At 67.0% G+C, this 25,134-nt stretch carries 26 protein-coding genes; 10 read left to right on the forward strand and 16 right to left on the reverse strand.

Annotated features, from left to right (window positions below; translation table 11 throughout):
• The 3 genes from DZC52_RS15640 to DZC52_RS12355 form a co-directional block, all read left to right on the forward strand.
• The coding region (locus DZC52_RS15640; RefSeq protein WP_220338367.1) for a hypothetical protein at positions 1-184 on the forward strand (184 nt) is incomplete at its 5' end.
• A 108-nt stretch (positions 185-292) separates the two neighbouring features.
• Positions 293-1,984 carry a DUF1800 domain-containing protein gene (locus DZC52_RS12350; RefSeq protein ID WP_116651458.1) on the forward strand — a complete coding sequence of 564 codons (1,692 nt, stop codon included), beginning with the start codon at positions 293-295 and terminating at the stop codon, positions 1,982-1,984.
• The gene (locus DZC52_RS12355; RefSeq protein WP_181918937.1) at positions 1,981-3,333 is read left to right on the forward strand and encodes a DUF1501 domain-containing protein; all 1,353 of its coding nucleotides are present in this window, start codon (positions 1,981-1,983) and stop codon (positions 3,331-3,333) included. Before DZC52_RS12350 ends, DZC52_RS12355 begins: the two co-directional genes overlap by 4 nt.
• Here DZC52_RS12355 and DZC52_RS12360 read toward each other — a convergent pair.
• On the reverse strand, positions 3,300-5,522 hold the full coding sequence (locus tag DZC52_RS12360; RefSeq protein WP_116651460.1) for a M3 family metallopeptidase: 2,223 nt from the start codon (positions 5,520-5,522) through the stop codon (positions 3,300-3,302). The two genes, DZC52_RS12355 and DZC52_RS12360, sit on opposite strands and share 34 nt — an antisense overlap.
• Positions 5,523-5,618: 96 nt before the next feature.
• On the opposite strand from DZC52_RS12360, the gene DZC52_RS12365 reads away from it, so the two are divergent.
• Complete coding sequence (locus DZC52_RS12365; RefSeq protein ID WP_181918938.1) at positions 5,619-6,524, forward strand: SDR family oxidoreductase; 906 nt, start codon at positions 5,619-5,621, stop codon at positions 6,522-6,524.
• 39 nt (positions 6,525-6,563) lie between these two features.
• Here the strand turns inward: DZC52_RS12365 and DZC52_RS12370 are convergent, their stop codons facing one another.
• The 12 genes from DZC52_RS12370 to lptM all read right to left on the reverse strand — a co-directional run bounded on the left by DZC52_RS12370 (position 6,564) and on the right by lptM (position 15,182).
• Complete coding sequence (locus DZC52_RS12370; protein WP_116651462.1) at positions 6,564-7,295, reverse strand: MlaA family lipoprotein; 732 nt, start codon at positions 7,293-7,295, stop codon at positions 6,564-6,566.
• Positions 7,292-7,603 carry an STAS domain-containing protein gene (locus tag DZC52_RS12375; protein WP_181918939.1) on the reverse strand — a complete coding sequence of 104 codons (312 nt, stop codon included), beginning with the start codon at positions 7,601-7,603 and terminating at the stop codon, positions 7,292-7,294. Before DZC52_RS12375 ends, DZC52_RS12370 begins: the two co-directional genes overlap by 4 nt.
• A complete protein-coding gene (locus DZC52_RS12380; RefSeq protein ID WP_116651464.1) occupies positions 7,596-8,201 on the reverse strand; it encodes an MlaC/ttg2D family ABC transporter substrate-binding protein in 606 nt (201 codons plus the stop codon). Before DZC52_RS12380 ends, DZC52_RS12375 begins: the two co-directional genes overlap by 8 nt.
• On the reverse strand, positions 8,201-8,671 hold the full coding sequence (mlaD, locus tag DZC52_RS12385) for an outer membrane lipid asymmetry maintenance protein MlaD (protein WP_116651465.1): 471 nt from the start codon (positions 8,669-8,671) through the stop codon (positions 8,201-8,203). Before mlaD ends, DZC52_RS12380 begins: the two co-directional genes overlap by 1 nt.
• 14 nt (positions 8,672-8,685) lie before the next feature.
• Entirely contained in the window at positions 8,686-9,453 is a 768-nt protein-coding gene (locus DZC52_RS12390) for an MlaE family lipid ABC transporter permease subunit (RefSeq protein WP_116651466.1), read from the reverse strand.
• Positions 9,450-10,268 carry an ABC transporter ATP-binding protein gene (locus DZC52_RS12395; protein ID WP_116651467.1) on the reverse strand — a complete coding sequence of 273 codons (819 nt, stop codon included), beginning with the start codon at positions 10,266-10,268 and terminating at the stop codon, positions 9,450-9,452. Before DZC52_RS12395 ends, DZC52_RS12390 begins: the two co-directional genes overlap by 4 nt.
• A 136-nt stretch (positions 10,269-10,404) precedes the next feature.
• Positions 10,405-11,745 (reverse strand): ATP-dependent protease ATPase subunit HslU, encoded by a 1,341-nt coding sequence (gene hslU, locus DZC52_RS12400; RefSeq protein ID WP_116651468.1) that lies wholly within the window; start codon positions 11,743-11,745, stop codon positions 10,405-10,407.
• Between the two features lie 3 nt (positions 11,746-11,748).
• Complete coding sequence (gene hslV / locus DZC52_RS12405; RefSeq protein ID WP_116651469.1) at positions 11,749-12,306, reverse strand: ATP-dependent protease subunit HslV; 558 nt, start codon at positions 12,304-12,306, stop codon at positions 11,749-11,751.
• A 258-nt stretch (positions 12,307-12,564) separates the two neighbouring features.
• Positions 12,565-13,461 carry a tyrosine recombinase XerC gene (xerC, locus tag DZC52_RS12410; RefSeq protein ID WP_220338368.1) on the reverse strand — a complete coding sequence of 299 codons (897 nt, stop codon included), beginning with the start codon at positions 13,459-13,461 and terminating at the stop codon, positions 12,565-12,567.
• 20 nt (positions 13,462-13,481) lie between these two features.
• The gene (locus DZC52_RS12415) at positions 13,482-14,162 is read right to left on the reverse strand and encodes a DUF484 family protein (protein ID WP_116651470.1); all 681 of its coding nucleotides are present in this window, start codon (positions 14,160-14,162) and stop codon (positions 13,482-13,484) included.
• Positions 14,141-15,001, reverse strand: coding sequence for a diaminopimelate epimerase (gene dapF, locus DZC52_RS12420; RefSeq protein WP_116651471.1), 861 nt, complete (start codon positions 14,999-15,001; stop codon positions 14,141-14,143). Before dapF ends, DZC52_RS12415 begins: the two co-directional genes overlap by 22 nt.
• A 4-nt stretch (positions 15,002-15,005) precedes the next feature.
• Positions 15,006-15,182, reverse strand: a complete 177-nt coding sequence (lptM, locus tag DZC52_RS12425) for an LPS translocon maturation chaperone LptM (RefSeq protein WP_116651472.1) — start codon at positions 15,180-15,182, stop codon at positions 15,006-15,008.
• Between lptM and DZC52_RS12430 the strand changes: the two genes are divergently transcribed.
• The 6 genes from DZC52_RS12430 to DZC52_RS12455 all read left to right on the forward strand — a co-directional run bounded on the left by DZC52_RS12430 (position 15,181) and on the right by DZC52_RS12455 (position 21,041).
• The gene (locus DZC52_RS12430; protein ID WP_116651473.1) at positions 15,181-15,861 is read left to right on the forward strand and encodes an alpha/beta hydrolase; all 681 of its coding nucleotides are present in this window, start codon (positions 15,181-15,183) and stop codon (positions 15,859-15,861) included. The two genes, lptM and DZC52_RS12430, sit on opposite strands and share 2 nt — an antisense overlap.
• Complete coding sequence (locus tag DZC52_RS12435) at positions 15,858-16,577, forward strand: LytR/AlgR family response regulator transcription factor (protein ID WP_116651474.1); 720 nt, start codon at positions 15,858-15,860, stop codon at positions 16,575-16,577. Before DZC52_RS12430 ends, DZC52_RS12435 begins: the two co-directional genes overlap by 4 nt.
• A 4-nt stretch (positions 16,578-16,581) precedes the next feature.
• Positions 16,582-17,496 carry a hydroxymethylbilane synthase gene (gene hemC, locus DZC52_RS12440; protein ID WP_116651475.1) on the forward strand — a complete coding sequence of 305 codons (915 nt, stop codon included), beginning with the start codon at positions 16,582-16,584 and terminating at the stop codon, positions 17,494-17,496.
• A gap of 270 nt (positions 17,497-17,766) precedes the next feature.
• Positions 17,767-18,510, forward strand: coding sequence for a uroporphyrinogen-III synthase (locus tag DZC52_RS12445; RefSeq protein ID WP_116651476.1), 744 nt, complete (start codon positions 17,767-17,769; stop codon positions 18,508-18,510).
• 108 nt (positions 18,511-18,618) lie between these two features.
• A complete protein-coding gene (locus DZC52_RS12450) occupies positions 18,619-19,854 on the forward strand; it encodes a uroporphyrinogen-III C-methyltransferase (RefSeq protein ID WP_116651477.1) in 1,236 nt (411 codons plus the stop codon).
• Entirely contained in the window at positions 19,851-21,041 is a 1,191-nt protein-coding gene (locus DZC52_RS12455; RefSeq protein ID WP_116651478.1) for a heme biosynthesis protein HemY, read from the forward strand. Before DZC52_RS12450 ends, DZC52_RS12455 begins: the two co-directional genes overlap by 4 nt.
• Before the next feature lie 348 nt (positions 21,042-21,389).
• On the opposite strand, the gene egtD is transcribed toward DZC52_RS12455, so the two are convergent.
• From egtD to DZC52_RS12470, 3 genes are read right to left on the reverse strand one after another with little or no spacing between them, the layout of a single operon-like run.
• Positions 21,390-22,340 (reverse strand): L-histidine N(alpha)-methyltransferase, encoded by a 951-nt coding sequence (egtD, locus tag DZC52_RS12460; RefSeq protein WP_116651479.1) that lies wholly within the window; start codon positions 22,338-22,340, stop codon positions 21,390-21,392.
• Positions 22,337-23,686: an ergothioneine biosynthesis protein EgtB gene (egtB, locus tag DZC52_RS12465; RefSeq protein ID WP_116651480.1), complete on the reverse strand. Its 1,350-nt coding sequence runs from the start codon at positions 23,684-23,686 to the stop codon at positions 22,337-22,339. Before egtB ends, egtD begins: the two co-directional genes overlap by 4 nt.
• Positions 23,686-25,122 carry a sigma-54-dependent transcriptional regulator gene (locus DZC52_RS12470; RefSeq protein ID WP_116651481.1) on the reverse strand — a complete coding sequence of 479 codons (1,437 nt, stop codon included), beginning with the start codon at positions 25,120-25,122 and terminating at the stop codon, positions 23,686-23,688. The genes egtB and DZC52_RS12470 overlap by 1 nt, the downstream gene beginning before the upstream one ends.
• Positions 25,123-25,134 lie beyond the last annotated feature (12 nt).

Genomic DNA, 25,134 nt, shown 5'->3' on the forward strand with positions numbered 1-25,134 from the left:
TTTCAGGTTTCAGGTTTCAGGTTTCAGGTTTCAGGTTTCAGGTTTCAGGTTTCAGGTTTCAGGCGGCGCTTCAGCGCGCTGCGGGCCGGCTTTGCCGGGGTACGCTCGGTGGAGCTTCGGAGTGCACGGCGAACAGCTTGTCGGCAACGAGACACCGGCTTCGCCAGGCGCTCCTGAAACCTGAAACCTGAACCCTGAAACCTCTTCCCATTCAGCCCAATCCGTGACGCGCTTCACGGAAACGGCGGGGCGCTTTCGGCTAGAGTAATGGCTCGCATCCGGATTGCCGCTTATGGACAGCAATGCCGGGGGGACCATGCGCGACGCCGTTCAGGGGAGCGGTGATCGCATCTTTTCCGACCGCTTCGAGGACGGCTCGAGCGCAGCTTCCGATTTTGCGCTGCGCGTGCTCGAGCGCGCCACCTACGGCGCGCGGCCCGGAGACCTCGAGCATTTCCTGTCCCTGGGGTCCAACGACCAGCAGCGCCTGGGCGCCTGGCTGGACGAGCAGCTGGACTGGCAGGCCCTCGACGACAGCGAGCTCGAGCAGCGCCTGGCTGCCGCCGGCTACCTGACCCTGGGCAAGTCGATTACCGAGCTGTGGGCCGACCACGTCCAGGGTGACGGGGATCGCTACCTGCCCGTCGCCGAGACCGAGGCCGCGCGCATCCTGCGGGCCGTGTATTCGCGTCGTCAGGTCTACGAGGTGATGACCGAGTTCTGGCACGATCACTTCAGCGTCGCCGGCTGGGACTTCAGCATCGCCCCGGTGTTCGTGCAGTACGATCGGGATGTGATCCGGCCGCATGCGCTGGGCAACTTCCGCGAGATGCTCGAAGCGGTGGCGCGCTCGACGGCAATGCTCATCTACCTGGACAACAAGGACAACCGTGCCGGGGGGTACAACGAGAACTGGGCGCGGGAACTGATGGAATTGCACACGCTCGGCTCCGATGCCTACTACCCGGGCGCTGCGCACGGCGAAATTCCGATCGGCGACGACGACCTTGCGATCGGCTACAGCGATGCGGACGTCTACGACGTGGCGCGCTGCTTCACCGGGTGGACCATTCGGAACGGGCACTGGGAGTTTCCCGACACGCCTGACTACGACAACGGGGATTTCCTCTTCTTCATCAACTGGCACGAGGGCGGCAACAAGTACGTCCTGGGCAACTTCATCTTCGGTCCGACCGACCAGATGGAGGCCGAGCTCGCCATGGACTACCTGTGCATGCACCGGCAGACGGCCAGGCACCTGTGCGAGAAGATCTGCCGTCGTCTGATCGACGACGAGCCGCCCCGGTCCCTGGTCGATTCGGCGGCCCAGGTCTGGCACGACAACTGGCAGGCCGACGACCAGATCGCGCAGGTCGTGCGGCATATTCTCTCCTCGGAAGACTTCGTCGCCGGGACCGGGGCGAAGGTTCGCCGTCCCTTCGAATTGATGTGTGCCGCGTTTCGCAAGACCGCGGCCGAGATCGAGCCTCAGCCGATCGGCGGCTGGGATCCCTGGGGCGATTTGCTCTACCGCTTTCGCCAGACCGGCCACGGCTGTTTTCGCTGGCCCTCGCCGGATGGCTATCCCGACACGGCCGATCGCTGGACCTCGGCCTCGGTGATGGGCCAGACCTGGCGATTGCTCAGCCGCATGGTCGAGCTGCGAGACGACAGCGATCAGTTCCTGCTGCGCATCCAGCAGGAGACGGTCGCCGGACTGCCCGATCCCGCCCAGCGCAGCGCCGAAGGCCTGGTGGATTTCTGGCTCCAACGCCTGGTGGGCCGACCCGTGGCGTCGGGTCGTCGCTCCGAATTGATCGACTTCATGCGGCAGAACGCCGCGGCCGGCACGCCGCTCGACATCACCAGCGGGCTACCCCACGGCAAATGGAAATCGGGCAATCTCAGCGCCCACTACACGCCGTCGCGGCTGCGCGCGGCCGTGGCGCTGATCATGATGCTGCCGGAGTTCTACCAGCGATGAGGCGCAGAGCCTTTCTCCAGGGATGCTGCGCCGCGGCGCTGGCCGGGGCAGTGCCGCTGACCACCTTCTGGCGTCCCGCGGCCGCGGCGGGGCGCACCAGCAACGACGTGATCGTCTATGTCTTCCTGCGCGGCGGGATCGACGGGCTGCATCTTGTCGTGCCTTATGCCGGCGTGGAGCGCGGCCACTACGAGCTGCTGCGCGACAACATGGCCATACCGGAGTCCAACCTGCGTGCTCTCGCGGGCACGAATTGGGCCTTGCACCCGCGCGCCGGCGGTGGGCCCGGCGACGGCGTCGGCAGCCCGCCGAAGTGGCTGCACCGGCTGTGGGACGAAGGCCGCCTGGCCATCGTCCAGGGTTCGGGCATGCCCCAGCACCTCTCGCGCAGCCACTTCGACGCCCAGGCCTGGATCGACCTCGGCACGCCCGGCGACAAGAGCACGCCCGACGGCTGGCTGACGCGCTACCTGGCCGCCGCCGACGGACTGCCGAGCGCCGACATCGCGCCCGTTTTCGGTTTCTCCGACACGCGTCCGATGTCGCTGATGGGGTCGACCGCGGCGCTCACCGTCGCCTCGCCCGAGTCCTTCCGGATCGACGGGTTCCACTGGTCCTGGAACGAGACCAACCCGGACCTGGCCGGACACCAGGCCGCGCACCGGCGGCTCGACGCGCTGTGGAGCGGCGGGGGCGCCAGCCCGCTGCTGCAGGCGGGTCGCGATACCGCCGACGCCCTGGAGCAGATGCGCGAGATGGATTTCGACGGCTACTTGCCCGAAGGCGGCGCAGCCTATCCCGGCGGGACGCTGGGCGATCAGTTCCGAAGCCTGGCCCAGCTGATCAAACAGGACATGGGCATCGTCGCCGCCACCGTGGATTACGGCGGCTGGGACACGCACGCGGGGCAGGGCATGCCGCAGCCGGGCAATGCCAATCACTACGACTACTACGGCATCCGCGTCGAGGAACTTTCGCGGGCGCTCGACGCGTTCTACACCGACCTTTCGGCCTCGTCCCAGGGCAACCTGATGAACCGCGTCAACGTGGTCGTTCTCAGCGAGTTCGGCCGTAAGGTGCGACCCAACGATGCCGGCGGCACCGATCACGGTCACGGCAACGTGATGCTGGCCCTTGGGGGACGCGTCAACGGCGGCATGCACGGCAACTTCCCCGGGCTGGATGCGGGTTCGCTGTTCGAGGGCCAGGACCTGGCGACCACGACCGATTACCGGCAGGTCCTGGCCGAGGTCCTGGTGCGGCGGATGGGGCTGGCGCCGGGGCAGCTGGAGGCAGTGTTCCCCGAATTCGGCAGCTATTCGCCGCTGGGGGTCTTCTCAACGGCCTGATCGCCTGGAGTCTCCTCTCGGGATGCGCCGGCCAGGCCGCGTGCCTCGATCAGGTACCGAATCTCGGGCGGGCGGCCGCGGAAGGCCCGCCAGGAAGCCATCGGCGCGCGCGAATTGCCGCGTGCCAGGATCTCGGCGCGGAAGCGCTCCGCCAGTTCCCGATCGACTATCCCGTTCTCCTCGAAGGCCGTGAAAGCGTCACTGGCGAGCAGTTCCGACCACAGGGTTCGGAAGTCGCCGCCGTGGCGCCGGCGGGCAAACACGCTGGCCAGGCCGCCGCCGTGGTGGCGGGCCGACACCAGGGCCGGAAGACGGAGTTCGTCGCGAATCCGCTTTTCGGCGTCTTCGAGTTCCGGCACCCGTCCCCGGGGTGCGCCGTGCAGCGCGAGATCGAGCTCGATGGCCGCGATCAGTTCCAGGGTTTCCAGGCCGGGGGTGGGGCGATCCGCCCGGGCGAGACGCTGTGCGGTATCCCGATCGAGCGTCCCGCCGCCGGGGTGGTGGCGCGCATAGTCCAGGACGATCTCGGGCGCCAGCGACCAGCGCTCGAACATCAGGGCCGGGAACTCGACGAAGTCGGTCGGCACGTTGGTGCCAGCCAGCGCCGCGTATTCCACGTCGGAGAGCAGGCCGTGGAGGGCATGCCCGAACTCGTGAAACAGCGTGCGCACCTGGTCGACCGACAGCAGAACGGGCCTGTCGCCCGAGGGGGGCGGCAGGTTGGCGACCACCGCAAGCACCGGCAACGTTCGCCGGCCGTCCTCGACGCCCTGGACCCGGTACTGGGAGGTCCAGGCACCGCCGCGTTTGCCGCGCCGGTGGACCGGATCGAGATAGACGATGCCCAGCGCATCGCCCTTGCCGTCGAGCACCTCGTAGGCCTTCATGTCCGGGTGCCAGGCCGGCAGGTCCTCGCGGGGACGGAAGCGCAGTCCCCAGAGCTCCGACGCCAGGCCGAAGGCGCCTTCGACCGCCGCCTCGAGCGGCAGCCATGGGCCCGGCTCCCCGCCGGGCCCGTCCTCCAGAAGGCGCTGGCGGTAGTACCACCAGTCCCAGGGCTGAAGCTCGCCCTCGATGCCGTCGGCCCGGGCGAGCGACCGGAGTCGTTCCAGCTCGGCCCCGGCGCGGACCCCGGCCGCGGCGGCGAGCCGTTCGAGCAGGTGATCCAGGGCCTGGCGGTCCGGCAGGCTGGCGTCGTCCAGCAACGCGTCCAGGTGGCTGTCGAATCCGAGCAGCGCCGCTCTCTCGGCCCGCAAACGGGCCAGGCGGTCGATGATCCGGCCCAGGTCCTCGTCGCTCCGGAGGACGTCGCGGTAGCGGGTCATCCAGGCCTCGTAGAGCCGCCGGCGTTCGGTGCGCCCCGGAAAGTGACGCATGAATGGATAGAAGCTGTGGGCGTGAAGCGTGAACGCCCAGCCGGAATCATGGCCGCGATCGCGCGCCGTCTGCCGGGCCTGTTCGACGAGCGACGCTGGCAGTCCCGCCAGGCGGTCGGGGTCATCGAACAGCAGTTCGTGGCGGTGCGTGGCGCCCCGCCGCTCCCGCTGATACTGCTCGTCGAGCCGTTCGATTCGCCGGTCGATGTCGGCCAGCGCTTCGAGTTGGTCGTCGTCGAGATGCGCTCCCGCTCGCCGGAAGCGGCGCCAGGTCTCCGCGACGAGACGTCGTTGCTGCGGCGACAGGCCGCGAGCGACTGCTTCGGCGTGGAGCCGGTCGATGCGCTCGAACAGCGCCCGGTCGTGCAGCACCCGCCGTTCGTGCTCGCCGAGCAGTCGAGAGAACGCCTCGCCGACGGCCCTGATTTCCGGACTGTCCTCGATGGCCGCGAGGCCGTACCAGAGCCTGGCGATCCGGGCGACTTCTCCGCCTGACCTGTGCAGGGCGCCAACGGTGTTGTCGAAACTCGGTGGTTGGGGATTGCCGGCGATGTCGGCAATGCGGGCGTCGGCGCGCTCGGTTGCCGCCCGCATGGCGGGCAGGAAGTGGCCGGGTTCGATCCGGTCGAACGGCGGCACGGGATCGTCCGAAATGCAGCCCGGGCCGAGCGGGCCGGTGCAGGCGCTCGAGGCCTCGGGCGCCTCGCCCGTGGTGTCCGTAGCCGGGCCGCAGGCTGACAGCAGGATCGTTGCCAGGGCCAGTCCGATCGGGTTCAGGCAGCTTGCGGCCGGGAAGAAGAAGGCGGGTTTCATCGCGACGCCATTGTATTACAGCAGGCCCGCCGTCCCCGCGTGTCGGCGTTTGCCAGGATTGGTATGCTTTCCCCGGACAGCAACGGAGCGGCTTGCATGAATATCGAGAAACTTCTGGTCTTCGGTGCCACGGGCACGCAGGGTCACCCGGTCGTGGAAGCCGCGCTGGAGGCCGGCCTGGCAGTTCGGGCGGCCACGCGCGATCTCGACGAGGCCGAGGAGAAACTGCCCGGTCGCGTGGAGATGGTTCGCGCCGACCTCACCGATGCAGAAGATGTGCGGGAAGCGGCCGAAGGCGTCGATGCCATCTTCTTTCATCTGACTGCGATGCCCGACGAGCCCGAAGCCACCAGGGCCGTCGATCACGTACTCGCCGCGGCTGCTTCAGCAGGCGTTGCGCGGATCGTTTTCACGACCGGGGGCTATTGCGGCGACGACATGCCGCCGGGCCCCTTCGTCGACGGTCTCAGGCGAATTTCGGACCGGATTCTCTCGGCCGATGTTCCGGCCGTGGTCCTGCGGCCCACGCTCTACCTGGCGAACCTGGTATGGCCGCACATCATTCGCGAGATCCGCGATTACGGGCGACTGGTCTATCCGCCGCTCGACGCCGGCCAGCGACTGAACTGGACTTCGACCGAGGACCAGGGACGGATCGCGGTCGCCTGCATGAGCGCCGACGTGGCCGGAGAGGTGATCGACGTGGCGAGCCCCGAGCCGGTGACCGGTCCCGAACTGTGCCGCCTGCTTGCCGAAGTCTACGGGCGCGAGGTCCATTTCGCGCCGCAGAGCATCGACGGTTTCGCCGACGGCATGAGCCATCTATCGGGCAGCGCCCACGTCGGGCAGCTTCTGGCCGGGCTCTACGAGGGCTACGCGAGCCTCGACGAGGGTCCGCTGGTGGACACCGACGAGCTCGAACGTCGCCTGGACGTGCGACTCACGCCGGTCAGCGGCTGGGTGCGCGATCGACTGGGCTACCTGCTTTCGCTCTACGGTTGATTGCCCGGAATGGTCCGGGCAGCGTGGCATGAAGCCTGCCTAGTCTTCCCAGTCCTCGTCGAGGAAGGACTCGTAGTCGGGCAGGCCGTTCTCGCCGTTGGCGATCGCGTGGGAGCGGCGCTGCATCCAGCCGTCGCGCATGAAGGTGTACGGGTCGTAGGCGGCCCGGATGTCCTCGTCGAGCGGCAGCATGGCGTGGCGGACCTGGATGACGTTGAGCCCGACCAGCCCGTAGGTGGTTTCGTCCAGGGTCCAGCGCCAGACGACATCGGCGTAGCCGTCGGGCACGCGACCGAGGCCGTCGCGCACGGTCGACGGTCCGAGCAGCGGGAGGATGAAGAAACGGCTGTCCTCCCAGCCCCACACCGCCAGGGTCTGGCCGAAATCTTCCTCGTATTCCTCGACGTCCGCCCTTGTGGCCATGTCGAACACCCCGCCCAGACCGAAGGTCGAGTTGACCAGGAAGCGCGTCAGCTCGGTGCCCGCGGCGCCGGGCCGGCCCTGCAGCAGCAGGTTGACCTGGTCGACCGGCGAGCGGATGTTGGTGAAGAAGTTGCGGATGCCGCGACGTGCCGGTGCCGGCGTGATCTTGCCGTAGCCGACCGCCAGCGGCCGGATGACGGCACGATCGACGGCCGTGTTGAACCGGAACATGTTGCGGTTGTACGGCTCCCAGGGATCGCGCGGGTGGCGCTCGTCCGGCGGCGGCGCCGTCGTGGCGCAGCCGGCCAGGAGGGCGGCGGCCAGGAGCGTGCTCATTACTGCCTTCATCGTCGTTCCTTCGCGGGTTCCGCGTTGCTGTCCTCGTCCGCCCAGCCCAGCAGCGGGGCGACGCCGGTCAGACGCGCGATCACGCGCAGGCTTTCCGGCGGTTTTTCGAAGCGAATCCTCTCAGCCGCCCGGGACTGCCATTCCAGCAGCAGGGCCAGGGCGCTGGAGTCGCCGCTTTCGACATCCGCCAGGTCGACCGCTGCCGGCGGATTGGCGCCGTCGAAGCGGTCGCTGTAGCGGCGCTCCAGTTCGGCGACCTCGCGCGCCGTGAGGACGCCCTCGAGCCGGACGATGTCGTCGTCACTCATCGACGCTGACTTCGTACTGGCCGCTTTCAAGGCGCTCGAGCATGTCCTCGAAGCTGGATTGGCGAATCTCCTGGTCGATCTGCGAGCGGAACGTCGCCACATAGGAGATGCCCTCGACGATCACGTCGAAGACCTGCCAGCCGTCGTCGGTCTTGCGCATCACGTAGTCGACCGGTGCGCGCTCGCCGTTGTCGAGCATGACCCGCGTGCGCACGCGCGTTTGCCGTTCCGTGTTCTCGCCGGCCAGGGGCAGGATCTCGACCCGGTCGTTGAGGTCGTAGTCCAGCAGGGCGGTGGCGTATCGATTCAGGAGCTGGTTGGCCAGCGCTTCGGCGAAGGCGTCGATCTGCTCGCCGCTCTTGCCGCGGCCGTGACGCCCCAGGACGAGCCGTGCCGAGTAGGTCTGGTCGATGGTCGGCAGCAGGATCTCCTTGACGTCGGCTCTGAGTGTCTGCGGGTCATCGCGGTAGGTCGATCGTTTCTCGTCGATCAGCTGCGAGAGCTCCTCGGTCGTGGTTTCGATGATGCTCACCGGGTCGTCCGCGGCCACGGCCTGGTTGCCGGCGAGCAGCAGGATTGCCAGTATCACGGTGCGCATTACTCTTCTCCTTGTCCGTCTTCGCTGTTGAACATGTAGCGGCTGATGAGTTGTTCGAGCACCATCGCTGAACTGGTGATCAGGATGCGGTCGCCGTCCTGAAGCACCTCCGGCGATCCGCCGGGTTCGAGCCCGACGTACTGATCCCCCAGGATGCCGCTGGTGAGAATCGACGCCGAGGTGTCGTCGGGCAGGTTGTCGTACGCGCGGCTGATGCGCATCGTCACCCTGGCCTCGAAGGTTTCCGGGTCGAGCTCGATGGCCTCGACCATGCCGATGGCCACACCGCCCATGCTGACCGTCGCGCGCGGCGTCAATCCGCCGACGTTCGAAAAGCGGGCGGTGACTTCGTAGCTCTCCCCGGACACCACGCCCCGGTCGGTGGCGTGCAGGGCCAAAAAGACCAGCGCGGCGATGGCTAGCAGCAGGAAGATGCCCGCGGTCAGTTCGATCTGGTGAGAAGATTTCATGGCGATCCTAGTCTTCAGAGCATGAATGCCGAGAGAATGAAGTCGAGCACGAGCACGGCGATGGCCGTGGCGATCACGGTCTGGGTCGTGGCCAGGGCCACGCCCTCGCTGGTCGGGCGCGCCGACCAGCCGAACCAGACGGCCAGCCAGGCGGCGACGAAGCCGAAGCAGACCGACTTGAACATGCCGCCGCCGAAGTCGCGCATCAATTCGACTGAGGACTGCATGTTCGCCCAGAAGCTGATCGGGTCGCTGCCCATCAGGAAGACGGCGAAGAAGATGCCGCCGACGATGGCCGTGAGGTTGAAGATCAGCACGAGCGCGGGCAGGGCGATCAATCCGGCCAGCAGGCGCGGTTGCACGATGCGCTCCATCGGGTCGATGGCCATCAGGTCGAGCGCGTCGAGCTGCTCGGTCGCGCGCATCAGGCCGATCTCGGCCGTGATCGAGGTGCCGGCCCGTCCGGCGAAAAGCAGCGCGGCCAGTACCGGGCCGAGTTCGCGAAAGAGCGAAAGCGCCAGTACGGTCGATACCGCGTCGGCGGCGCCGAAGCGCGTGAGCGTGTCGTAGGTCTGCAGGGTCAGCACCAGGCCGACGAAAAAACCGCAGATGACGATGATCACCAGCGAGCGCACGCCCGCGAAATAGACCTGGCGCAGGATCTCGGCCAGCTGCCGCGGCCCGAAACGCATGCGCGAGAAGGCGGTGAGCAGGAACAATCCGGCCCGGCCCAGTTCCCTGAGCGGTGCCGTCATCCCGGTGTGCGATGTCGCGTTGCTCATCGGCCTTCTCCCCGCCGCATCAGCTCTTCGTCGAGGGCTCGTGCCGGGTAGTGGAAGGGTACGGGCCCGTCCGGCTCGCCCTGCATGAACTGCCGGACCAGCGGGTCGGCGCTGGCGGCGAGTTCGTCGGGCGTGCCCGTGGCGACCAGCTTGCGATCTGCAATGATGCAGGCGTGGTCGGCCAGCTTCGCGACTTCGCGCACATCGTGGGTGATGACCACGCTTGTGGTGCCCAGCGCGGCGTTGATATCGCGGATCAGGCGCAGCGAAACCCCCAGAGAAATCGGGTCGAGCCCGGCGAAGGGTTCGTCATAGAACATGATGCCGGGGTCCAGTGCCATCGCTCGTGCTGTCGCCACGCGGCGCTTCATGCCGCCCGACAGTTCCGAGGGGTAGAGCTGGGCCGCGCCGCGCAGACCGACCATCTCGAGCTTCATCAGAACAATCCGGCGAATCAGGGATTCCGAAAGCCTGGTGTGCTCGCGCAGGGGCAGGGCGACGTTGTCGAAGCTGGTCAGGTCGGTGAACAGGGCGCCGTTCTGAAGCAGCACGCCGATGTTGCGCCTGAGCCGCCCGAGCGCCTTGCCGCCCAGTTGGTCGACCCGGGTCTCGCCGATCCAGACCTCGCCGGAGTCGGGCTTGAGTTGCCCGGTGACCAGGCGCAGCACGGTGGTCTTTCCCGCGCCGCTGGGGCCCATGACGGCCGTGACCTGCCCGGCGGGGATGTCGAGATCGAGATCCTCGAGAATCGTTCGCCCGCCCAGACGCACGGTCACGCGCTTGAGCGATATGGCTATGTCGGATGATTCGGTCATCTTGTTCGTATTGTCCCGACCCGTCCGTGATCCGACCGCGAAGAGGTCCGTAAGTTTTCCGGCAGTTGCACACAGCCACCGTCGAGTGGCCGGGGCGGGCGCACGGCGCGCCCGCGTCGTCGCTCAACGCCAGGGCCTACAGGATATAACGGCTCAGATCCTCGTTTCCTGCCAGGTCCTTGAGGGAACGATCGACGAAATCGGCGTCGACCACCACCTTTTCGCTCGAGCGATCCGGCGCCGAGTACGAGACATCCTCGAGCAGCCGTTCCATGACGGTGTGCAGGCGGCGTGCCCCGATGTTCTCGGTCGACTCGTTGACCGAGAAGCTGATCTCGGCCAGGCGCGTGATCGCCTCGTCGGTGAACTGGAGGTCGACGCCCTCGGTGGCGAGCAGCGCGGTGTATTGTTCGGTCAGGCAGGCGTCCGGTTCGGTCAGGATGCGCTTGAAGTCATCGACCGCCAGGGCACGCAATTCGACGCGGATGGGCAGGCGGCCCTGGAGTTCCGGCACCAGGTCGGAAGGCTTCGAAACATGGAAGGCGCCCGAGGCGATGAACAGCATGTGATCGGTGCTCACCGGTCCGTAGCGGGTATTGACCGTTGCGCCTTCGACGAGGGGCAGCAGGTCGCGCTGCACGCCCTCGCGCGAGACTTCTCCGGAGCCGCCCCCTTCGGCGCGACGAGCGACCTTGTCGATCTCGTCGATGAACACGATGCCGTGCTGCTCGGCCATGGTGAGTGCCTGCTGCTTGACCTCTTCGTCGTTGATCATGCGGGCGGCCTCTTCTTCCACCAGCAGCGGAATGGCGTCCTTGACCTTCATGCGGCGCTTCTGCTTGCGCTGGCCCGACATGTTGGAAAACATCTGCTGGAGCTGGTTGGTCATTTCCTCCATGCCCGGCGGCGCCATGATTTCGACGCCGAGATTCATGTCGAGGTCGATCTCGATCTCGCGCTCGTTGAAGTCACCGTCGAGCAGCTTGCGCATCATCTTCCGGCGCGTCTCCGAAGAACCGTCGGCCGGCTCCTCCGGCGCGTTGGAGAATCCGGAACTCTGCTGGCGCGGCAGCATGATGTCGAGCACGCGCTCGACCGCGGCGTCCTCGGCGCGCGAGCGCACCTTCGCCATGGCCTCGTCGCGCGCCAGCTTGTAGGCCACTTCGGTGAGGTCACGGACGATGGACTCGACGTCCTTGCCCACGTAGCCCACTTCGGTGAACTTGGTCGCTTCGACCTTGATGAACGGCGCCTTGGCCAGGGTAGCCAGGCGTCGCGCGATCTCCGTCTTGCCCACGCCGGTCGGACCGATCATCAGGATGTTCTTGGGCGTGATTTCCGGCTGCAGCTTCTCGTCCACCTGCATGCGGCGCCAGCGGTTTCTCAGGGCGATGGCCACGGCGCGCTTGGCCTCGGCCTGGCCGATGATGTGGCGGTCCAGTTCCTGGACGATTTCGCGGGGAGTCATCTGCGTCATGGCTTACTGGCCTTCGGCTGTATCGGATTCGAGGGTTTCGACAGTGAAGTTGTGGTTGGTGTAGATGCACACCTCACCGGCAATGGTCAGGGCTTCGCGGCAGATCGTTTCCGCGTCGAGCTCGGTATGGCGCTGAAGGGCACGCGCCGCCGATTGCGCGAACGGCCCGCCGGAGCCGATGGCGATCAGTCCTTCCTCGGGTTCGATCACGTCGCCGTTGCCCGAGATGATCAGCGAGGCTTCATGGTCGGCGACCGCGAGCAGGGCCTCGAGGCGACGCAGCAACCGATCCGTGCGCCAGTCCTTGGCCAGCTCGACGGCCGCGCGCGTGAGGTGGCCGGAGTGCATTTCCAGCTTGCTCTCGAAGCGTTCGAACAGGGTGAAGGCGTCGGCCGTGGCGCCGGCGAAACCGGCCAGGACCCGGCCCTTGTAAAGCCGCCGGACCTTGCGCGCGTTGGATTTCATGATGGTGTTGCCGAGGGTGACCTGGCCGTCGCCGGCAATCACCACCTGGTCGCCGCGCCGCACCGAGACGATGGTCGTGCCGCGATATTGTTCCATGCTTTCTCGCTGCCATTGGGTGAGGGGGAGAACATGGGGTCGGCTTGGCGGGAGGACAATCTTGGGGTCAGGTTTCAGGTTTCAGGTTTCAGGTTTCAGGTTTCAGGGAAACCTGGGGTTCGGGGTTCCGGGTTCGGGGTTCCGGAAAACAAGTGGGTGGGCCATCGGGGGATCGGGGCCGGCTGCGCCGGGCTGGCTTTCCTGAAACCTGAACCCTGAAAACTGAAACCTTTCTTTTCCCGAACCCCGAACCCGACTCTAGGATTTTTTCTTCGCCCGCGGATGCGTCTCGTCATAGACCTTCGCCAGGTGCTGGAAGTCCAGGTGGGTGTAGATCTGGGTGGTGGTCAGGTTGGCATGGCCGAGGAGTTCCTGGACGGCGCGCAGGTCCCCGGAAGACTCCAGGATGTGCGAGGCGAAGCTGTGCCGGAGTTGGTGGGGGTGAACGTTCTGGTCGAGCCCCTGCCGCTGCGACCAGTAGGCGACGCGCTTCTGGATGGCGCGGACGCCCAGCGGGCGTCCCTTGAGGCTGGTGAATATCCCGGCCTGGTCGGTCCCGGCCGTGCTGGCGTGAATGCCGCGCCATCGCTCCAGGGCGCGCACGGCGTGCCGGCCCACCGGCACCACGCGCTCGCGACGACCCTTGCCGAGCACCCGGACGAGTCCCTCGGAGAGGTCGAGACGATCCCAGGTCAGTCCGGCCAGTTCACTAACGCGCAGGCCCGAGGCGTAAAACAGCTCCAGCATGGCGCGATCACGCGTGGCCAGCTCGTCTTCCTCGGGGATGTTGAGCAGGGCCAGCACCTGGTCGATGTCGAGCACTTCGGGAAGCTTGCGTCGGACCTTGGGGGCGCGCACGCCCTGGCTGGGGTCGCCGGCGATGACGCGTTCGCGCCGGAGATAGCGAAAGAAACGGCGCAGGCCCGAGAGGCGGCGCTGGACGCTGCGCGGGCTCAGCCCCCGCCGGTGCTCGCCGGCCGCAAAGCTGCGGACGTCTGCCGTGGACAGTGTTTCGATTTCCTCGACGTCGTGTTCGCCGCACCAGGCTGCAAATCGCTCGAGATCACGCCGGTACGCGTCGATGGTCGCCGGGCTCAAGCCCGCTTCGTCGGCGGCGTGGTCGAGGAAGGCGGTGACGGCCGATTCGATCAGCACCGCCGTTGGCCCCGCCTCATTCAGGCGCGCTTGCGTTCGTCGCCGCGGTCCTGTTCGAGGCGGTGACGAATCGTGGTGCCGAGGAGCTCCAGGAACAGGGTGCCCATCCCGGGGTGGAATCGCTCGGGCGATTCCGAACCGATCGCGAGCAGGCCCACGCCGGCAATCGGCACCAGGGCGGCCGAGCCGATGTCCTCGTGCTGCCTGGGGAACAGGGTTTCGAGTTTCGCCCGGGTGAAGCGGCCGAATTCGATGTTGCCCTGCTCGAGCAGTTTCTCGAACCACTCGGGAACGCCGGTATCGTGTGTGGTGACCGCGGCGACTTCCCCGAGGGCGTCGTGCTTTTCGAGAAGGTGAAGCCGGACGCTTCGAGCGTCGAAGTCGCTCGCGAGGCGCCCGATAAGGCGTTCGATGAATTCTCCTGCCGAGCGCGTGGTCATCACCTCCAGCGTGAGCTGGTGGAGCCGCTGCATCAGTCTTTCGTTCTCGCCGGCGATACCGGCCAGGGTCTCGAGTTGCGCGCGAAGCTGGTGATTCTCCCGTCTCAGGCGCGTCACCTGGACTTCGATGAGCGAATGCGCGCCCGTTTCGTGGGGCAGCTTCAGCCACTCGAGCAGTTCGGGGTGGCGTTCGAAAAAGTCGGCGTTGGACGTCAGCCACTCGATGACGTCTTCTTCGTTCAGCCTGCTTGGGTCCGGCATCGGATGACTCCTTCAAACACGAGGCGGGCGGGCCCGGTGGTGGTCAGCACCTGACCCCTTCCCGGCCAATTTACCACAAGCGTTCCACCCGGCTGAATGACTTCCACGGGCGCTTCGACGCGGCCCAGCCGCAGCAGGATAGCGGCCGCGGCGCTCGCCCCGCTGCCGCAGGCCAGCGTAGGGCCGGCGCCGCGCTCGAACACGCGCAGGCGAACGCGATGCGGCGACTCGACGACTGCCAGTCCCACGTTGGCGCCGTGCGCCAGATCGGCGTGCCCGCCGAGCGTTCTGCCGACGATGTCGAGACGCCGTGGCCCGGGTTCCTCGTCCTCGATCACCAGGAGGTGGGGATTGCCCATGGACGCGCCGTGGACATCCAGTTCTTCGCCGTCGACGGTGAAGCGGCGCGGAAAGGTCGGTGTGTCGGCGAGCCCAACGGCGCGCGGATCGAAGTCCGGCACCCCCAGCGTCGCGCTGATTTCGTCGTCGGAGCGATAGCGGGTCTCGACGCTGCCGCCGGCAGTCTCCAGGTGAAGCTCGTGGCGTGCTCCCTCGTGGCGCGACAGCCAGAGCGCCACGGCCCGCATGCCGTTGCCGCACTGCTCGGCCCGGCTGCCGTCGGCGTTGTGGATTTCGACGCGGCAGTGATGTCCCGGCCGGTCGCTCGGGCGCAGCACCAGCAGTTGATCGAAGCCCACGCCGCGGCGCCGGTCGGCCCACTGCCTGACTTGTCCAGGCCCGGGCTCGAAGTCGCGCTGCCGGGCGTCGACGAGCATGAAGTCGTTGCCCAGGGCCTCGAGCTTGAAGAACGCCAGCGCGTCGTTGCGTTCCTCGGGCATCGGATCAGGCTTCCGAATCTCCGGTCGTGGATTCTTCGCGCTCGTCTTCGTTCGGTTCCGGGGCCGGTGCCGTCGCCTCGTCGCCGGGCAGGTACAGGTCGCCCTTGAGGCCGCAACCGGAAACCGACAGCGCTGCCAGGGACAACAGGACGGCAGCGAGGGCGGTTAAACTTGAGCGCATGAACGACTCCAGTGATCAGAAACTTGAACGCGTGATGCTCGAGACCGGGGACGCCCCGCGGCATGCCGTCATCTGGCTGCACGGGCTCGGCGCCGACGGGCATGACTTCGAACCGATTGTACCGCAGCTGGCCAGCGCCTCTCGGCGTCCGGTGCGCTTCGTATTTCCGCATGCGCCGGTCCGCCCGGTGACCATCAACGGGGGCATGGCCATGCGCGCCTGGTACGACATCCTGGGCGTCGACATCGATCGCGACCAGGACATGGCCGGAATCCGGGCGTCCATCCAGGCCGTCGACGGCCTGATCGACGAGCAGGAAGCCGACGGCATCGCGCCGGGTAACATCGTTCTGGCCGGATTCTCGCAGGGCGGCGCCATCGCGCTTCGCTGCGGCCTGGCCCGATCCGAGCCCCTGGCCGGCCTGATCGGCTTGTCGACCTACCTGGTCGAAGCCGACGGCCTGCCGGACTGGGCCGGCCCTGACGCCCGCGCCATGCCGCTGTTCATCGGCCACGGAACCCAGGACCCGATCGTGCCGGTCGGCCTCGGGGAAGCCAGTGCGCGCCGCCTGCGGTCGGCCGGCTTCGATGTCGAGTGGCAGACCTGGCCCATGCCGCACGCGGTCTGCGCCGAGGAGGTCCAGGCGATCGACGGCTGGCTGGAGAAGCGACTTTCGTGAGCGATCTGCGCGCTCTCATCGTCGATGACGAAAAGCCGGCAGCGGACCGGCTGGCGCGTCTTCTCGAAGACCAGTCCTGCGTCGAATCCTGCGGCGTGGTCATGCAGGCCGATCGCGTGCTCGAGCGATGCCGTGAGCTGTTGCCCGACGTCGTCCTTCTGGACGTGGAGATGCCCGGCCTGGACGGCATCGAAGTGGCGCGGGAGTTGCGTCGACTGGAGAGCGCGCCTGCGGTCATCTTCGTAACGGCCTACGAGCAGTACGCGGTCGATGCCTTCGAGTTGGCTGCCGTGGACTACCTGGTCAAGCCGGTGCGCAGCGATCGGCTGGGGCGCGCACTCGAACGGGCCCGCAACCGGCCGATCGACCCTCGGGCCACGCTGCGCACGCGCCTGGGCGACCGGGTGCTCTCCATCCCGGTGGTCGACATCCGCGCACTGGTCGCCGAAGACAAGTACACCGTCGTGCACTTCGACAAGGGCGAGGCCCTGGTCGATGACTCCCTGGTCAGCCTCGAGCAGCGCTTCGCCCGGCAGTTCATTCGCATCCACCGCAAGGCGCTCGTGGCCCGGCGATATCTCAGGGGACTGTTCCGCGACGAACAGGGGCAGGAGCGCGTCGAGCTCGAGGGCAGCCATTGCCATCCACCGGTCAGCCGGCGCAACCTGGCATTGGTCCGCCAGGTGCTGGACGGCCGAGAACACGGAGATTCCTGAAAGAATGAAGAAGCTCAGAATCGCGACCCGCAAGTCCAAGCTGGCGCTTTGGCAGACCGAGCATGTCGCGCAGCGAATTCGCGACCATCATCCCGACGTGGAGGTCACGCTGGTGCCGCTCAGCACGCGCGGCGACGAAGTGCTGGATCGATCCCTGGCGGAAATCGGCGGAAAGGGCCTGTTCCTGAAGGAACTCGAGCGCGCCATTCTCGACGGCGAGGCCGACATCGCCGTGCACTCGCTCAAGGATGTGCCGGCAGAACCCTCGGAGGACTTCGACCTGGCGGCCTTCCTGCCGCGGGCCGACTGGCGCGACTGGTGGATCACTCGCGACGGGGCCACGCCGGAAGACCTGCCGCCCGGCTCCAGGGTTGGCACCGCCAGCCTCAGGCGCCAGAGTCAGCTGCTCGCCCGCTTTCCCCACCTGGAGGTCGTGACCGTGCGCGGCAACGTGCAGACGCGCCTGGCCAAGCTCGATTCCGGGGAGGTGGATGCCCTGATCCTGGCCGCGGCAGGGCTGCAGCGGCTGGAAATCGATCGTGAGCACACGCTGCCGCTCGAGCCGCCCACGTTCCTGCCCTCGGCAGGGCAGGGCGTGATCGTGGTTCAGTGCCGCGCCGGGGAGTCCCGCACGCTGGAAATGCTCCAGTCGCTCAACTGTCGGGATACCTTCGACATCATGTGCGCAGAGCGGGCGGTCGTGGCCGAGCTGGGCGGCGACTGCCGCATGCCGCTGGCGGCGTTCGCCCGCCTGGACGGGGATCGCATTCTGCTCGAAGCCCGCCTGGCCAGCCCCGACGGCGGCGAGGTGCTCGACGCGCGCGTCGAGGGCGATCGTTCCGAGGCCGAGAATCTGGGGCGAAAAGCGGCGCGCTCGCTCCTTGAACAGGGTGGAACGAGAATCCTGTCACAGATTTGAAGATCGCCTTGATTTTGTGCCTGCTCGGTATGGACATCGAGCGGTAGTTGTGTCAGAGTTGCCCAAAAGGTGGAAACAGGGGCCGAGACGATTTGCTTTCCGGGCGTCACCCACGGTTCAGTTTGCTGAGGTGCGTCCCCCTACTGCCAACGCCAACACGCAAGCCCCCAGCACTTTGGCAAGTTGCGCCAGACGCCCGGAATTTTCTCCAGAAAGCCTGCCTCTCCGGCAGGCTTTTCTTTTTTCAGCGATCGGAGATAGGGTGACCCCATGCCAGAGCAGACACTGGTTCTGATTACGCGGACACGGCCCGCCGCCGAAAAGCTGGCCGAGCGTGTCGGTGAGCTCGGCCTGGAACCCCTCGAGTGTGCGCCGTTCCAGCTCGAGCCACCCGAGAATCCCGCCGCCGTGGCCGACGATCTCGCCACCACGCTACCGGCCGATCGCGTCATCCTCACCAGCCATGAAGCCGTTCGCCAGGCGGTCAGCCTGGTCGGTACCGAGTTGCTCAATCGAGCATTGATCGTCGTTCCGGGAGAGGGGACGGCCTCGATTGCCCGAGAACTGGGTCTCGACAACGTCATCTTTCCAGAGCGCCACGGCACCAGCGAGGCCATGCTGGCGATGCCGGAGTTGCGCGACGTCGAGGGACTGGAGATCCTGATCCTGGCCGCGGCCGGCGGGCGCAGCCTGATGGGCGAAGTGCTCGAACGCCGCGGCGCAGTGGTCGAGCGGATTCACGTCTATCGACGCGTCGCCAGCGACCTGCCGGCGGACGCTGCCGATCGGATCGCCGCGGCCGATTCGCTGGTGACCCTGGGCGCAAGTCTCGAGGCGGTGACCGGCCTGCTCGAAAAGCTGCCGCGACAGGCGGCCGACCGTGTACGCAGCGAACCGTTGATCGTGCCGTCCCGGCGTGTTGCCGAGTATGCGGCCAGGATGGGTTGCCGTCGTTGCGTGGAGGCCGGAGGTGCTTCCGATGAGGTCATGCTGTCGGCGCTCGAGCGACTCTGACACGCCTGACCCTGCGCGTTGCACCAAGCGCAGGGTCAACACCGTGGCGCTGTTTTGCGTTAATCTCGAAAGCCGTTTGCATGCGGGCTGCGTTCCCCCGATTACCCGATGAGCGAGCACAAGGAAGAGCAAGAGAATCAGGAGCCCGGGCCCGAGCCTGAAGAGGCGCCTGCGCAGGAATCCGAGTCCGAAGCCGAGCCGGCTCGGGCCACGTCGGAACCTGCGACGGTCGATCGGTCCGAGCCCCCTGCTCGTGGCGGCAATGCGCTGGCCTGGCTGGCCCTGTTGCTGGCGCTGGCTGCCGGCGGCCTGGCCGGCTGGCAATGGTGGAGCGCCCGGCAGAGTGACGACGCCACTGCGCTCGGTGTGCGAGTCGAAGAGCAGGCGTCCGCCGTCGAATCCCAATCCCGGTCGCTCGGCGATCTCGGGCAGAGAGTCGAGAGCCTGGAATCGAGTCTCGAGGAGCTGGCAAAGCGACTGGACGAGCGCGATTTCGATCCGGCGGCGCTCCGCGAAAGCCTGCAGGACCAGTCCGACGCCATTGCGGATCTGCGGCAGCAGCTCGAAGGCGCTACCGGACGCTTCGAGCGGACCGTTTCCGAGCTCAGGTCGAGCATCGAGGAAGCAGGCGCCGATCGCGCCGACCGGATCGACGAATCCCTGGCCGATGCCCGCTTCCGTCTGGCGCTCGTCGAGGTCGCCGGTCTGCTGCGGATCGGCCAGTCGCGTGCCGAACTCGCGGCCGATTCCGCCGGGGCCGTGGTGGCCTACCGGCAGGCCCGATCAAGGCTCGAGCGTCTGGAAGACGGGCGCGTGGAGCGGCTGCGGCAGCTGGTTGCCCGGGAGCTGGAGTCCCTTCGCGCGGTGGAAACCACCGACTGGGCCGGCCTGACGGGGCGCCTGTCAGCCCTGGAACAACAGTCGGCCGCGTGGCCGCTCGCCGGGCGGGATACGCAGTCTGTCGAGTCGGCCGATTCGTCCGGATCCGGAGACGAGGCCGATGGCGGCTGGTGGTCGGATATCCGGAGAGGTCTGGGCGGGCTGGTCCGAATCTCGTCGCGTGAAGCCGCACCGCTGACCCCCGCTGCGGTCGAGAGCGTGCGCGAGCGGCTCCGGTTGCATCTCGCGGCGGCCCAGTCGGCCGCGGCCCGCCGAAATACCGAAGAGATGAAGTTTCAGCTGGTTGCGGCCGCGCAACTGCTCGAAGACCATTTCGATAACTCCGCGGAGCCGGTCAAGCGGGCCCTGGAAAGCATCGAGTCGGCCGCGTCCGTCGAAGCGCCGTCTCTGCCCGACCTGGGTGACGCCCTGGCCGAAGCCGAGAATCGCCTGGACGCCTCGTGAAGCGACTGCTGGTCATTCTTCTGGTGGTTGCAGCGCTGGTGATCACAGCGCTCGTCGCCCCGTATCTCGCCGAGGATCCCGGCCACGTCCAGCTCGATATCGGGCAGTGGCGCCTGGAGATGTCGGTGCTTGTGCTCGTCGGCGGCATACTGCTCATCTGGATCGCGCTTTCCCTGCTGGTCGGTCTCGTCCGCTTGCCGACACGACTGATCCGAAAGGCGCGCGAACGCCGGTCCCGCCGACAGCTCGAAAAAGGGTTCCTGGCCCTGACCGAGGGCGACTGGCCGGCCGCCGAGCGGGCACTTCAGAAGTCCCTGAGCTACCGCGACTCCACCGCGGGTTACCTGGCCGCGGCCCGCGCGGCGCAGGGCCGGGGCGACCAGCCCGGGCGCGACCGCTGGCTCGAACAGGCCGACAGCCCGTTCGGCCGTCGCCACTTCGTCACCGGCCTGGCGCGCGCCCGGCTGCTGGCAGCCGAGGGCAGGGGCGACGAGGCCACGGCGCTTCTCGAGACGCTGCACCTGAAGAAGCCACGCCACGCCGGCGTATTGCGGCTGCTGCTGGAGAACTACCAGGAGCTGGGTCGCTGGCGCGATCTGCGCCTGCTCACCCCTGCGCTCCGGCGCGCCGGCGTGGTCGACCGCGACCGCGCGACGGAACTGGCCGCGCTCGCAGCGCAGCGTGAGCTGGACGCAAGCTTCGACATCGACCGCCTCGAGTCGGGCTGGAAGGAGTTGCCGCGCAAGATGCGCCAGCGCCGCGAACTTGTCGCCGCGTACGCGCGCCGCGCGTCTGAACTTGGACGGACCGCCCGCGCCTCCGGCCTGCTCGAGCGCCATCTCTCGGGCGAACCGGATGACGAACTGCTTGCCCTCTATGCTGCCGCCGGCGATGAAGGCGAGAGAACGCACCGGATCAGGCAGTGCGAGAAGTGGCTGGAGTCGCATCCCGAACATGTCGGCCTGCAGGAAACGCTGGGCCTGCTCTATCTCGAGGACCGCCAGTACGATCGCGCGCAGGCTTGCCTGGAACGGGTCGTCAGGGAAAGGCCCAACAGTCGGGCCTACGCTGCGCTCGGCCGCGTTCTCGACCGCGCCGGCAAGCTCGAGGCGGCGGCGCAGTGCTACCGTAATGCGCTGCGCCTGCGCGACGGCCGCGGCGCCGAGCCGCTACCTCCCCCCGCGTAACTCGGGACGCGGCGGCTGTCGCTCACGCGCTCCTTCGTTCACTCGTTCCGGCGCGGAAGTTAATGCGGGCCGGCTGCGCCGGGAGGGACTGGTAGCGCAGAAGTTCTCTGGAATGGCCTCACGCAGAGGCGCAAAGGCGCAAGGGTCGCAGAGGAAAAGAAAGGACTTGTAAGAGAGGTCGAGCGCAACGCATCGTCTTCTGTTCTGATTTGTCGAGACCCGCACTGAGACCGGTCGCGCCAATCTCGCGCACGCCCCCGACGCGAGCGGCGCCGGAACCAAAAAACCAAAAAACCAAAGAACCAAAGAACCAAAGAACGAATGAACGAATGAACGATCGCGGCCGCGTCAGCGGCCGCTGATCAACCAGTGCATGGAAAACAACCCGTCGGGGTCGAACCAGACCTTTTCGGAGCGCAGCCCGGCCTGTTCGGCCAGGGACTTGAACGACGCCACCGAATACTTGTGGCTGCTCTCGGTATGGATCGAGTCTCCGGCGGCGAACTCGAAGGACCGGCCGTCGATGACGATCGTGGTGGGGTAGCGGGCGACCAGGTGCATCTCGATACGCTCGAGTGAGTCGTAGTAGCGCGCTTCGTGGACGAAGGCCTCGGCGTCGATCTCGGCGTCGATTTCGCGGCGCATGCGCTCGAGGAGATTGCGGTTGAAGGCCGCCGTGATGCCGCCGGCGTCGTCGTAAGCCGCCAGTAGCCGCTCGAGCGGCTTGACCAGGTCGACGCCGATCAGGACGGCACCCGAGGGGGCGGCGATGCGGCGCAGGCGGTCGAGAAAGGCGACGGCGTCTTCGTGCTCGAAATTGCTGATGGTCGAGCCCGGGAAATACACCACGCGCATTCGCGCGGGCGGATCGAGTGCAAGCGCTTCGGAGGCGATGGGTCGGGTGTAGTCCGCCTGGACGGGGCGAATCTCGATTGCGGGAAATGCGGCTTCGAGATCCCGCGTGGACTGGGCCAACGCGGCCGCTGAGATCTCGATCGGTGTATAGGCGCGCGGCGAATCGAGGCTGGCCAGCAGTACCCGGGTCTTGATGCCGGCGCCCGATCCGAGTTCGATGACGTGGGCGTTGGGGCCGATCATGGACGCGATCTCGTCCATGTGAGTCTCGTGCAGGGCGAGGTCCGCGCGGGTGACGTAGTACTCGGGCGTTTCGCAGATGCGCTCGAACAGGTCCGAGCCCTTGGCGTCGTAGAGATACTTGCAGGGAATCGTCGGTGGGTCGGCCGACAGGCCGGCCAGCACGTCCTCACGAAAGGCTTCGCTCCCGGATGTGTCGCTCATGCACGGCGTGCCAGGCGGATTCCGCTGAACTGCCAGCGGTCGGGCGGATAAAAGAAGTTCCGGTAGGTGGCGCGGACATGGCCTTTCGGCGTGGCGCAACTGCCGCCGCGCAGTACCATCTGGTTGGCCATGAACTTGCCGTTGTACTCGCCCACGGCGCCGCGCGGGGCCTGGAAGCCGGGGTAGGGCGCATAGCTCGAAGCCGTCCACTCCCAGACGTTGCCGAACATGCCGGCGGGCGAGCCGTTGCGGTCTTCGGTCACTGCGGTGGGGTGGAGGCGCCCGTCGTCGGCGAAAGGTCCGTTGCCGTCGGTTGCCGACCCGGCGGCGATTTCCCATTCGGCTTCCGTCGGCAGGCGCGCGCCGGCCCACTGGGCGTAGGCGAAGGCCTCGTAAAAGCTGACGTGGGCCAGGGTTTCGTCTTCATCGACGGGCCGAAGGCCGCCGAGCGTGTACTGCCACCAGCGACCGTCGTCGTCCCGCTGCCAGTACAGGGGGGCATCGATGCGGGTCTCCTGCAGCCAGGCCCAGCCGTCGGACAGCCACAGGTCCGCCTTCCCATAGCCACCGTCTTCCATGAAGGCAAGATATTCGCCGCACGTCACGGGTCGCGAGGCCAGTTGGAAGGACTCGACGACCTCGCGATGGCGCGGCATCTCATTGTCGAAGCAGAAGCGGCCGTCGTCGAAGGCGCCGATTTGAGCGATGCGCTCTTCGAAGCCGATCCAGCGCAGCTCAGCGGCCTCCCTTTCCGCCGCCGCCGGGCGGTCCGTCCACGCCGGATGAAGCGGGTTTTGCGAGAAGCCGTGCTTGAGGTCGGTGGCGATCAGCTCCTGGTGCTGCTGTTCGTGGTTGAGCCCGAGACGCACGATCGCGGCCAGCTCTTGCCAGCGCTCGATCGGTGCGCTCTCGATGAGTTCAACGACGGCCTGGTCGACGGCGCTGCGATAGCGGCCGACCTCCCCGACGTCGGGGCGCGAGATCAGGCCGCGTTGCGGACGCGGGTATTGCTCGCCCACGCCGTTGTAGTAGGAATTGAACAGGTATGCCCAGGCGGGATCGATCTCGCGCCAGTCGGCGTGGTGGGGTTTGAGAACGAAGGTCTCGAAGAACCAGGTGGTATGCGCCCGATGCCACTTGACCGGGCTGGCACCGGGCATCGACTGGATGTTCTGGTCCTCCGCAGTCAGCGTGGCGGCCAGGTTTTCGGTGGCGGCGCGAACGGCCAGAAAGTCGCGCGTGAGCCGTTCGCGGGAAATCGCGTCGACTGCCAGATCGTTGCACGCAGGAACCGGCTCGGCACGCGGTGCCGGTGCAGCACGGAGTTGCGCGCCGGCCTCGGTCATCAGTCGATATCGTACTTCTTGAGCTTGTAGCGCAGGGATCTGAACGAAATGCCCAACTGGCGGGCGGCCTCGGTCTTGTTGTACTTGGCCTCGACCAGGGCTTTTTCCAGGATGCGTCTTTCGATGTCTTCCATGTAATCGTCCAGGCTGCGGTCCTCGGGCGGGCTGACGTCGACGTTGTCCTCGTCGAGCATGCCCTGGTCGATATTGAGATCCTCGACACTGATTTCGTCGCCCTCGCACATGGTGACGGCGCGTTGGAGGATGTTGACCAGTTCCCGAACGTTACCCGAGAACCTGTGATTCTGGAGTGCATCCATGGCCGCGGTGCTGAGCTTGCGCGGCGTCTCGCCCCACTGTTCGCCGATCACGCCCAGGAAGTGTTCGGCCAGCAGCCTGATGTCGCCGCGGCGATCGCGCAGGCTGGGCATGGGCAGGTCGATCACGTTGAGGCGGTAGTACAGGTCGTTGCGGAATTCACCGGACTCCACCAGCGGCTTGAGCGCCTTGTGGGTGGCCGAGAGAATGCGCACATCGATCTTGATTTCCTCGCGCCCCCCGATCGGGCGCACGGTCTTTTCCTGGATGACCCGCAGCAGTTTGACCTGCATGTTCAGCGGCAGGTCGGCGACCTCGTCGAGGAACAGTGTGCCGCCGTTGGCGGCCTGGAACAGGCCTTCCTTGTCGGCGTCGGCACCGGTGAAGCTGCCTTTCATGTGGCCGAAGAACTCGCTTTCCATCAGTTCCGACGGAATGGCCCCGCAGTTGACGGCCACGAAGGGCTGCTCGGCTCGGGGACCGAGGTCGTGGATCAGCTGAGCCGCCAGCTCCTTGCCGGTGCCCGATTCACCGCTGATGAGCACCGGGGCCTGGCTGCGGGCCAGCTTGGTGATTGTCTGGCGAACCCGGTCCATCGCCTGCGACCGTCCCACCAGGCGCTGCCTCAACAGGCTTTCGCCGCCCGGCGTTCCGGCCGAGATTTCCGTTTCCGCCTCGGCTTGCGCCTTGGCCTTGGATTTGTCCTTGCTCGCTTCGGGCTTCGGCGGCGCCATTTCGGCGTCGTCCTGCCTGAGCTTGATGGCCGTGCGCACCATGTTGCGCAGCACTTCCAGGTCGACGGGCTTGGACACGAAGTCGAAAGCGCCGTACTTCAGCGCGGTCACCGCGTCGTCGACCTTGCCGTAGGCGGTGATCATCGCGACCGGCATGTGCGGGTAGTCGCGCGAGATTTCCTTGATCAGGCTCAGCCCGTTGCCGTCGGGCAGCCGCATGTCGGTCAGGCAGAAGGCGTAATCGGTGCCGTTGGCCAGCAGGCGGCGGGCGGTCGAGAGATCCTCGGCGGTCTCGACGTCCAGGCCCATGCGGGTGAGCGTCATGTCGAGCAGCTCCCGCAGGTCCGGTTCGTCGTCCACCACCAAAGCGCGCATTTCGCTCATTGCCATCCTCGA

This window comes from Wenzhouxiangella sediminis (genome assembly GCF_003410055.1).
Lineage (GTDB): Bacteria > Pseudomonadota > Gammaproteobacteria > Xanthomonadales > Wenzhouxiangellaceae > Wenzhouxiangella > Wenzhouxiangella sediminis.

What these genes read in the sequence shown, in the direction of transcription:
- mlaD (WP_116651465.1), bottom strand. Translation starts at nt 8,671, where the DNA reads ATGAAATCTTCTCACCAGATCGAACTGACCGCGGGCATCTTCCTGCTG.
- DZC52_RS12430 (WP_116651473.1), top strand. Translation starts at nt 15,181, where the DNA reads ATGAACGACTCCAGTGATCAGAAACTTGAACGCGTGATGCTCGAGACC.
- DZC52_RS12390 (WP_116651466.1), bottom strand. Translation starts at nt 9,453, where the DNA reads ATGAGCAACGCGACATCGCACACCGGGATGACGGCACCGCTCAGGGAA.
- DZC52_RS12365 (WP_181918938.1), top strand. Translation starts at nt 5,619, where the DNA reads ATGAATATCGAGAAACTTCTGGTCTTCGGTGCCACGGGCACGCAGGGT.
- DZC52_RS12395 (WP_116651467.1), bottom strand. Translation starts at nt 10,268, where the DNA reads ATGACCGAATCATCCGACATAGCCATATCGCTCAAGCGCGTGACCGTG.
- DZC52_RS12375 (WP_181918939.1), bottom strand. Translation starts at nt 7,603, where the DNA reads ATGAGTGACGACGACATCGTCCGGCTCGAGGGCGTCCTCACGGCGCGC.
- hslV (WP_116651469.1), bottom strand. Translation starts at nt 12,306, where the DNA reads ATGGAACAATATCGCGGCACGACCATCGTCTCGGTGCGGCGCGGCGAC.
- DZC52_RS12370 (WP_116651462.1), bottom strand. Translation starts at nt 7,295, where the DNA reads ATGAAGGCAGTAATGAGCACGCTCCTGGCCGCCGCCCTCCTGGCCGGC.
- hemC (WP_116651475.1), top strand. Translation starts at nt 16,582, where the DNA reads ATGAAGAAGCTCAGAATCGCGACCCGCAAGTCCAAGCTGGCGCTTTGG.
- DZC52_RS12415 (WP_116651470.1), bottom strand. Translation starts at nt 14,162, where the DNA reads ATGCCGGACCCAAGCAGGCTGAACGAAGAAGACGTCATCGAGTGGCTG.
- hslU (WP_116651468.1), bottom strand. Translation starts at nt 11,745, where the DNA reads ATGACGCAGATGACTCCCCGCGAAATCGTCCAGGAACTGGACCGCCAC.
- egtD (WP_116651479.1), bottom strand. Translation starts at nt 22,340, where the DNA reads ATGAGCGACACATCCGGGAGCGAAGCCTTTCGTGAGGACGTGCTGGCC.
- DZC52_RS12380 (WP_116651464.1), bottom strand. Translation starts at nt 8,201, where the DNA reads ATGCGCACCGTGATACTGGCAATCCTGCTGCTCGCCGGCAACCAGGCC.
- DZC52_RS12445 (WP_116651476.1), top strand. Translation starts at nt 17,767, where the DNA reads ATGCCAGAGCAGACACTGGTTCTGATTACGCGGACACGGCCCGCCGCC.
- DZC52_RS12470 (WP_116651481.1), bottom strand. Translation starts at nt 25,122, where the DNA reads ATGAGCGAAATGCGCGCTTTGGTGGTGGACGACGAACCGGACCTGCGG.
- dapF (WP_116651471.1), bottom strand. Translation starts at nt 15,001, where the DNA reads ATGCCCGAGGAACGCAACGACGCGCTGGCGTTCTTCAAGCTCGAGGCC.
- DZC52_RS12355 (WP_181918937.1), top strand. Translation starts at nt 1,981, where the DNA reads ATGAGGCGCAGAGCCTTTCTCCAGGGATGCTGCGCCGCGGCGCTGGCC.
- DZC52_RS12450 (WP_116651477.1), top strand. Translation starts at nt 18,619, where the DNA reads ATGAGCGAGCACAAGGAAGAGCAAGAGAATCAGGAGCCCGGGCCCGAG.
- lptM (WP_116651472.1), bottom strand. Translation starts at nt 15,182, where the DNA reads ATGCGCTCAAGTTTAACCGCCCTCGCTGCCGTCCTGTTGTCCCTGGCA.
- DZC52_RS12350 (WP_116651458.1), top strand. Translation starts at nt 293, where the DNA reads ATGGACAGCAATGCCGGGGGGACCATGCGCGACGCCGTTCAGGGGAGC.
- egtB (WP_116651480.1), bottom strand. Translation starts at nt 23,686, where the DNA reads ATGACCGAGGCCGGCGCGCAACTCCGTGCTGCACCGGCACCGCGTGCC.
- DZC52_RS12360 (WP_116651460.1), bottom strand. Translation starts at nt 5,522, where the DNA reads ATGAAACCCGCCTTCTTCTTCCCGGCCGCAAGCTGCCTGAACCCGATC.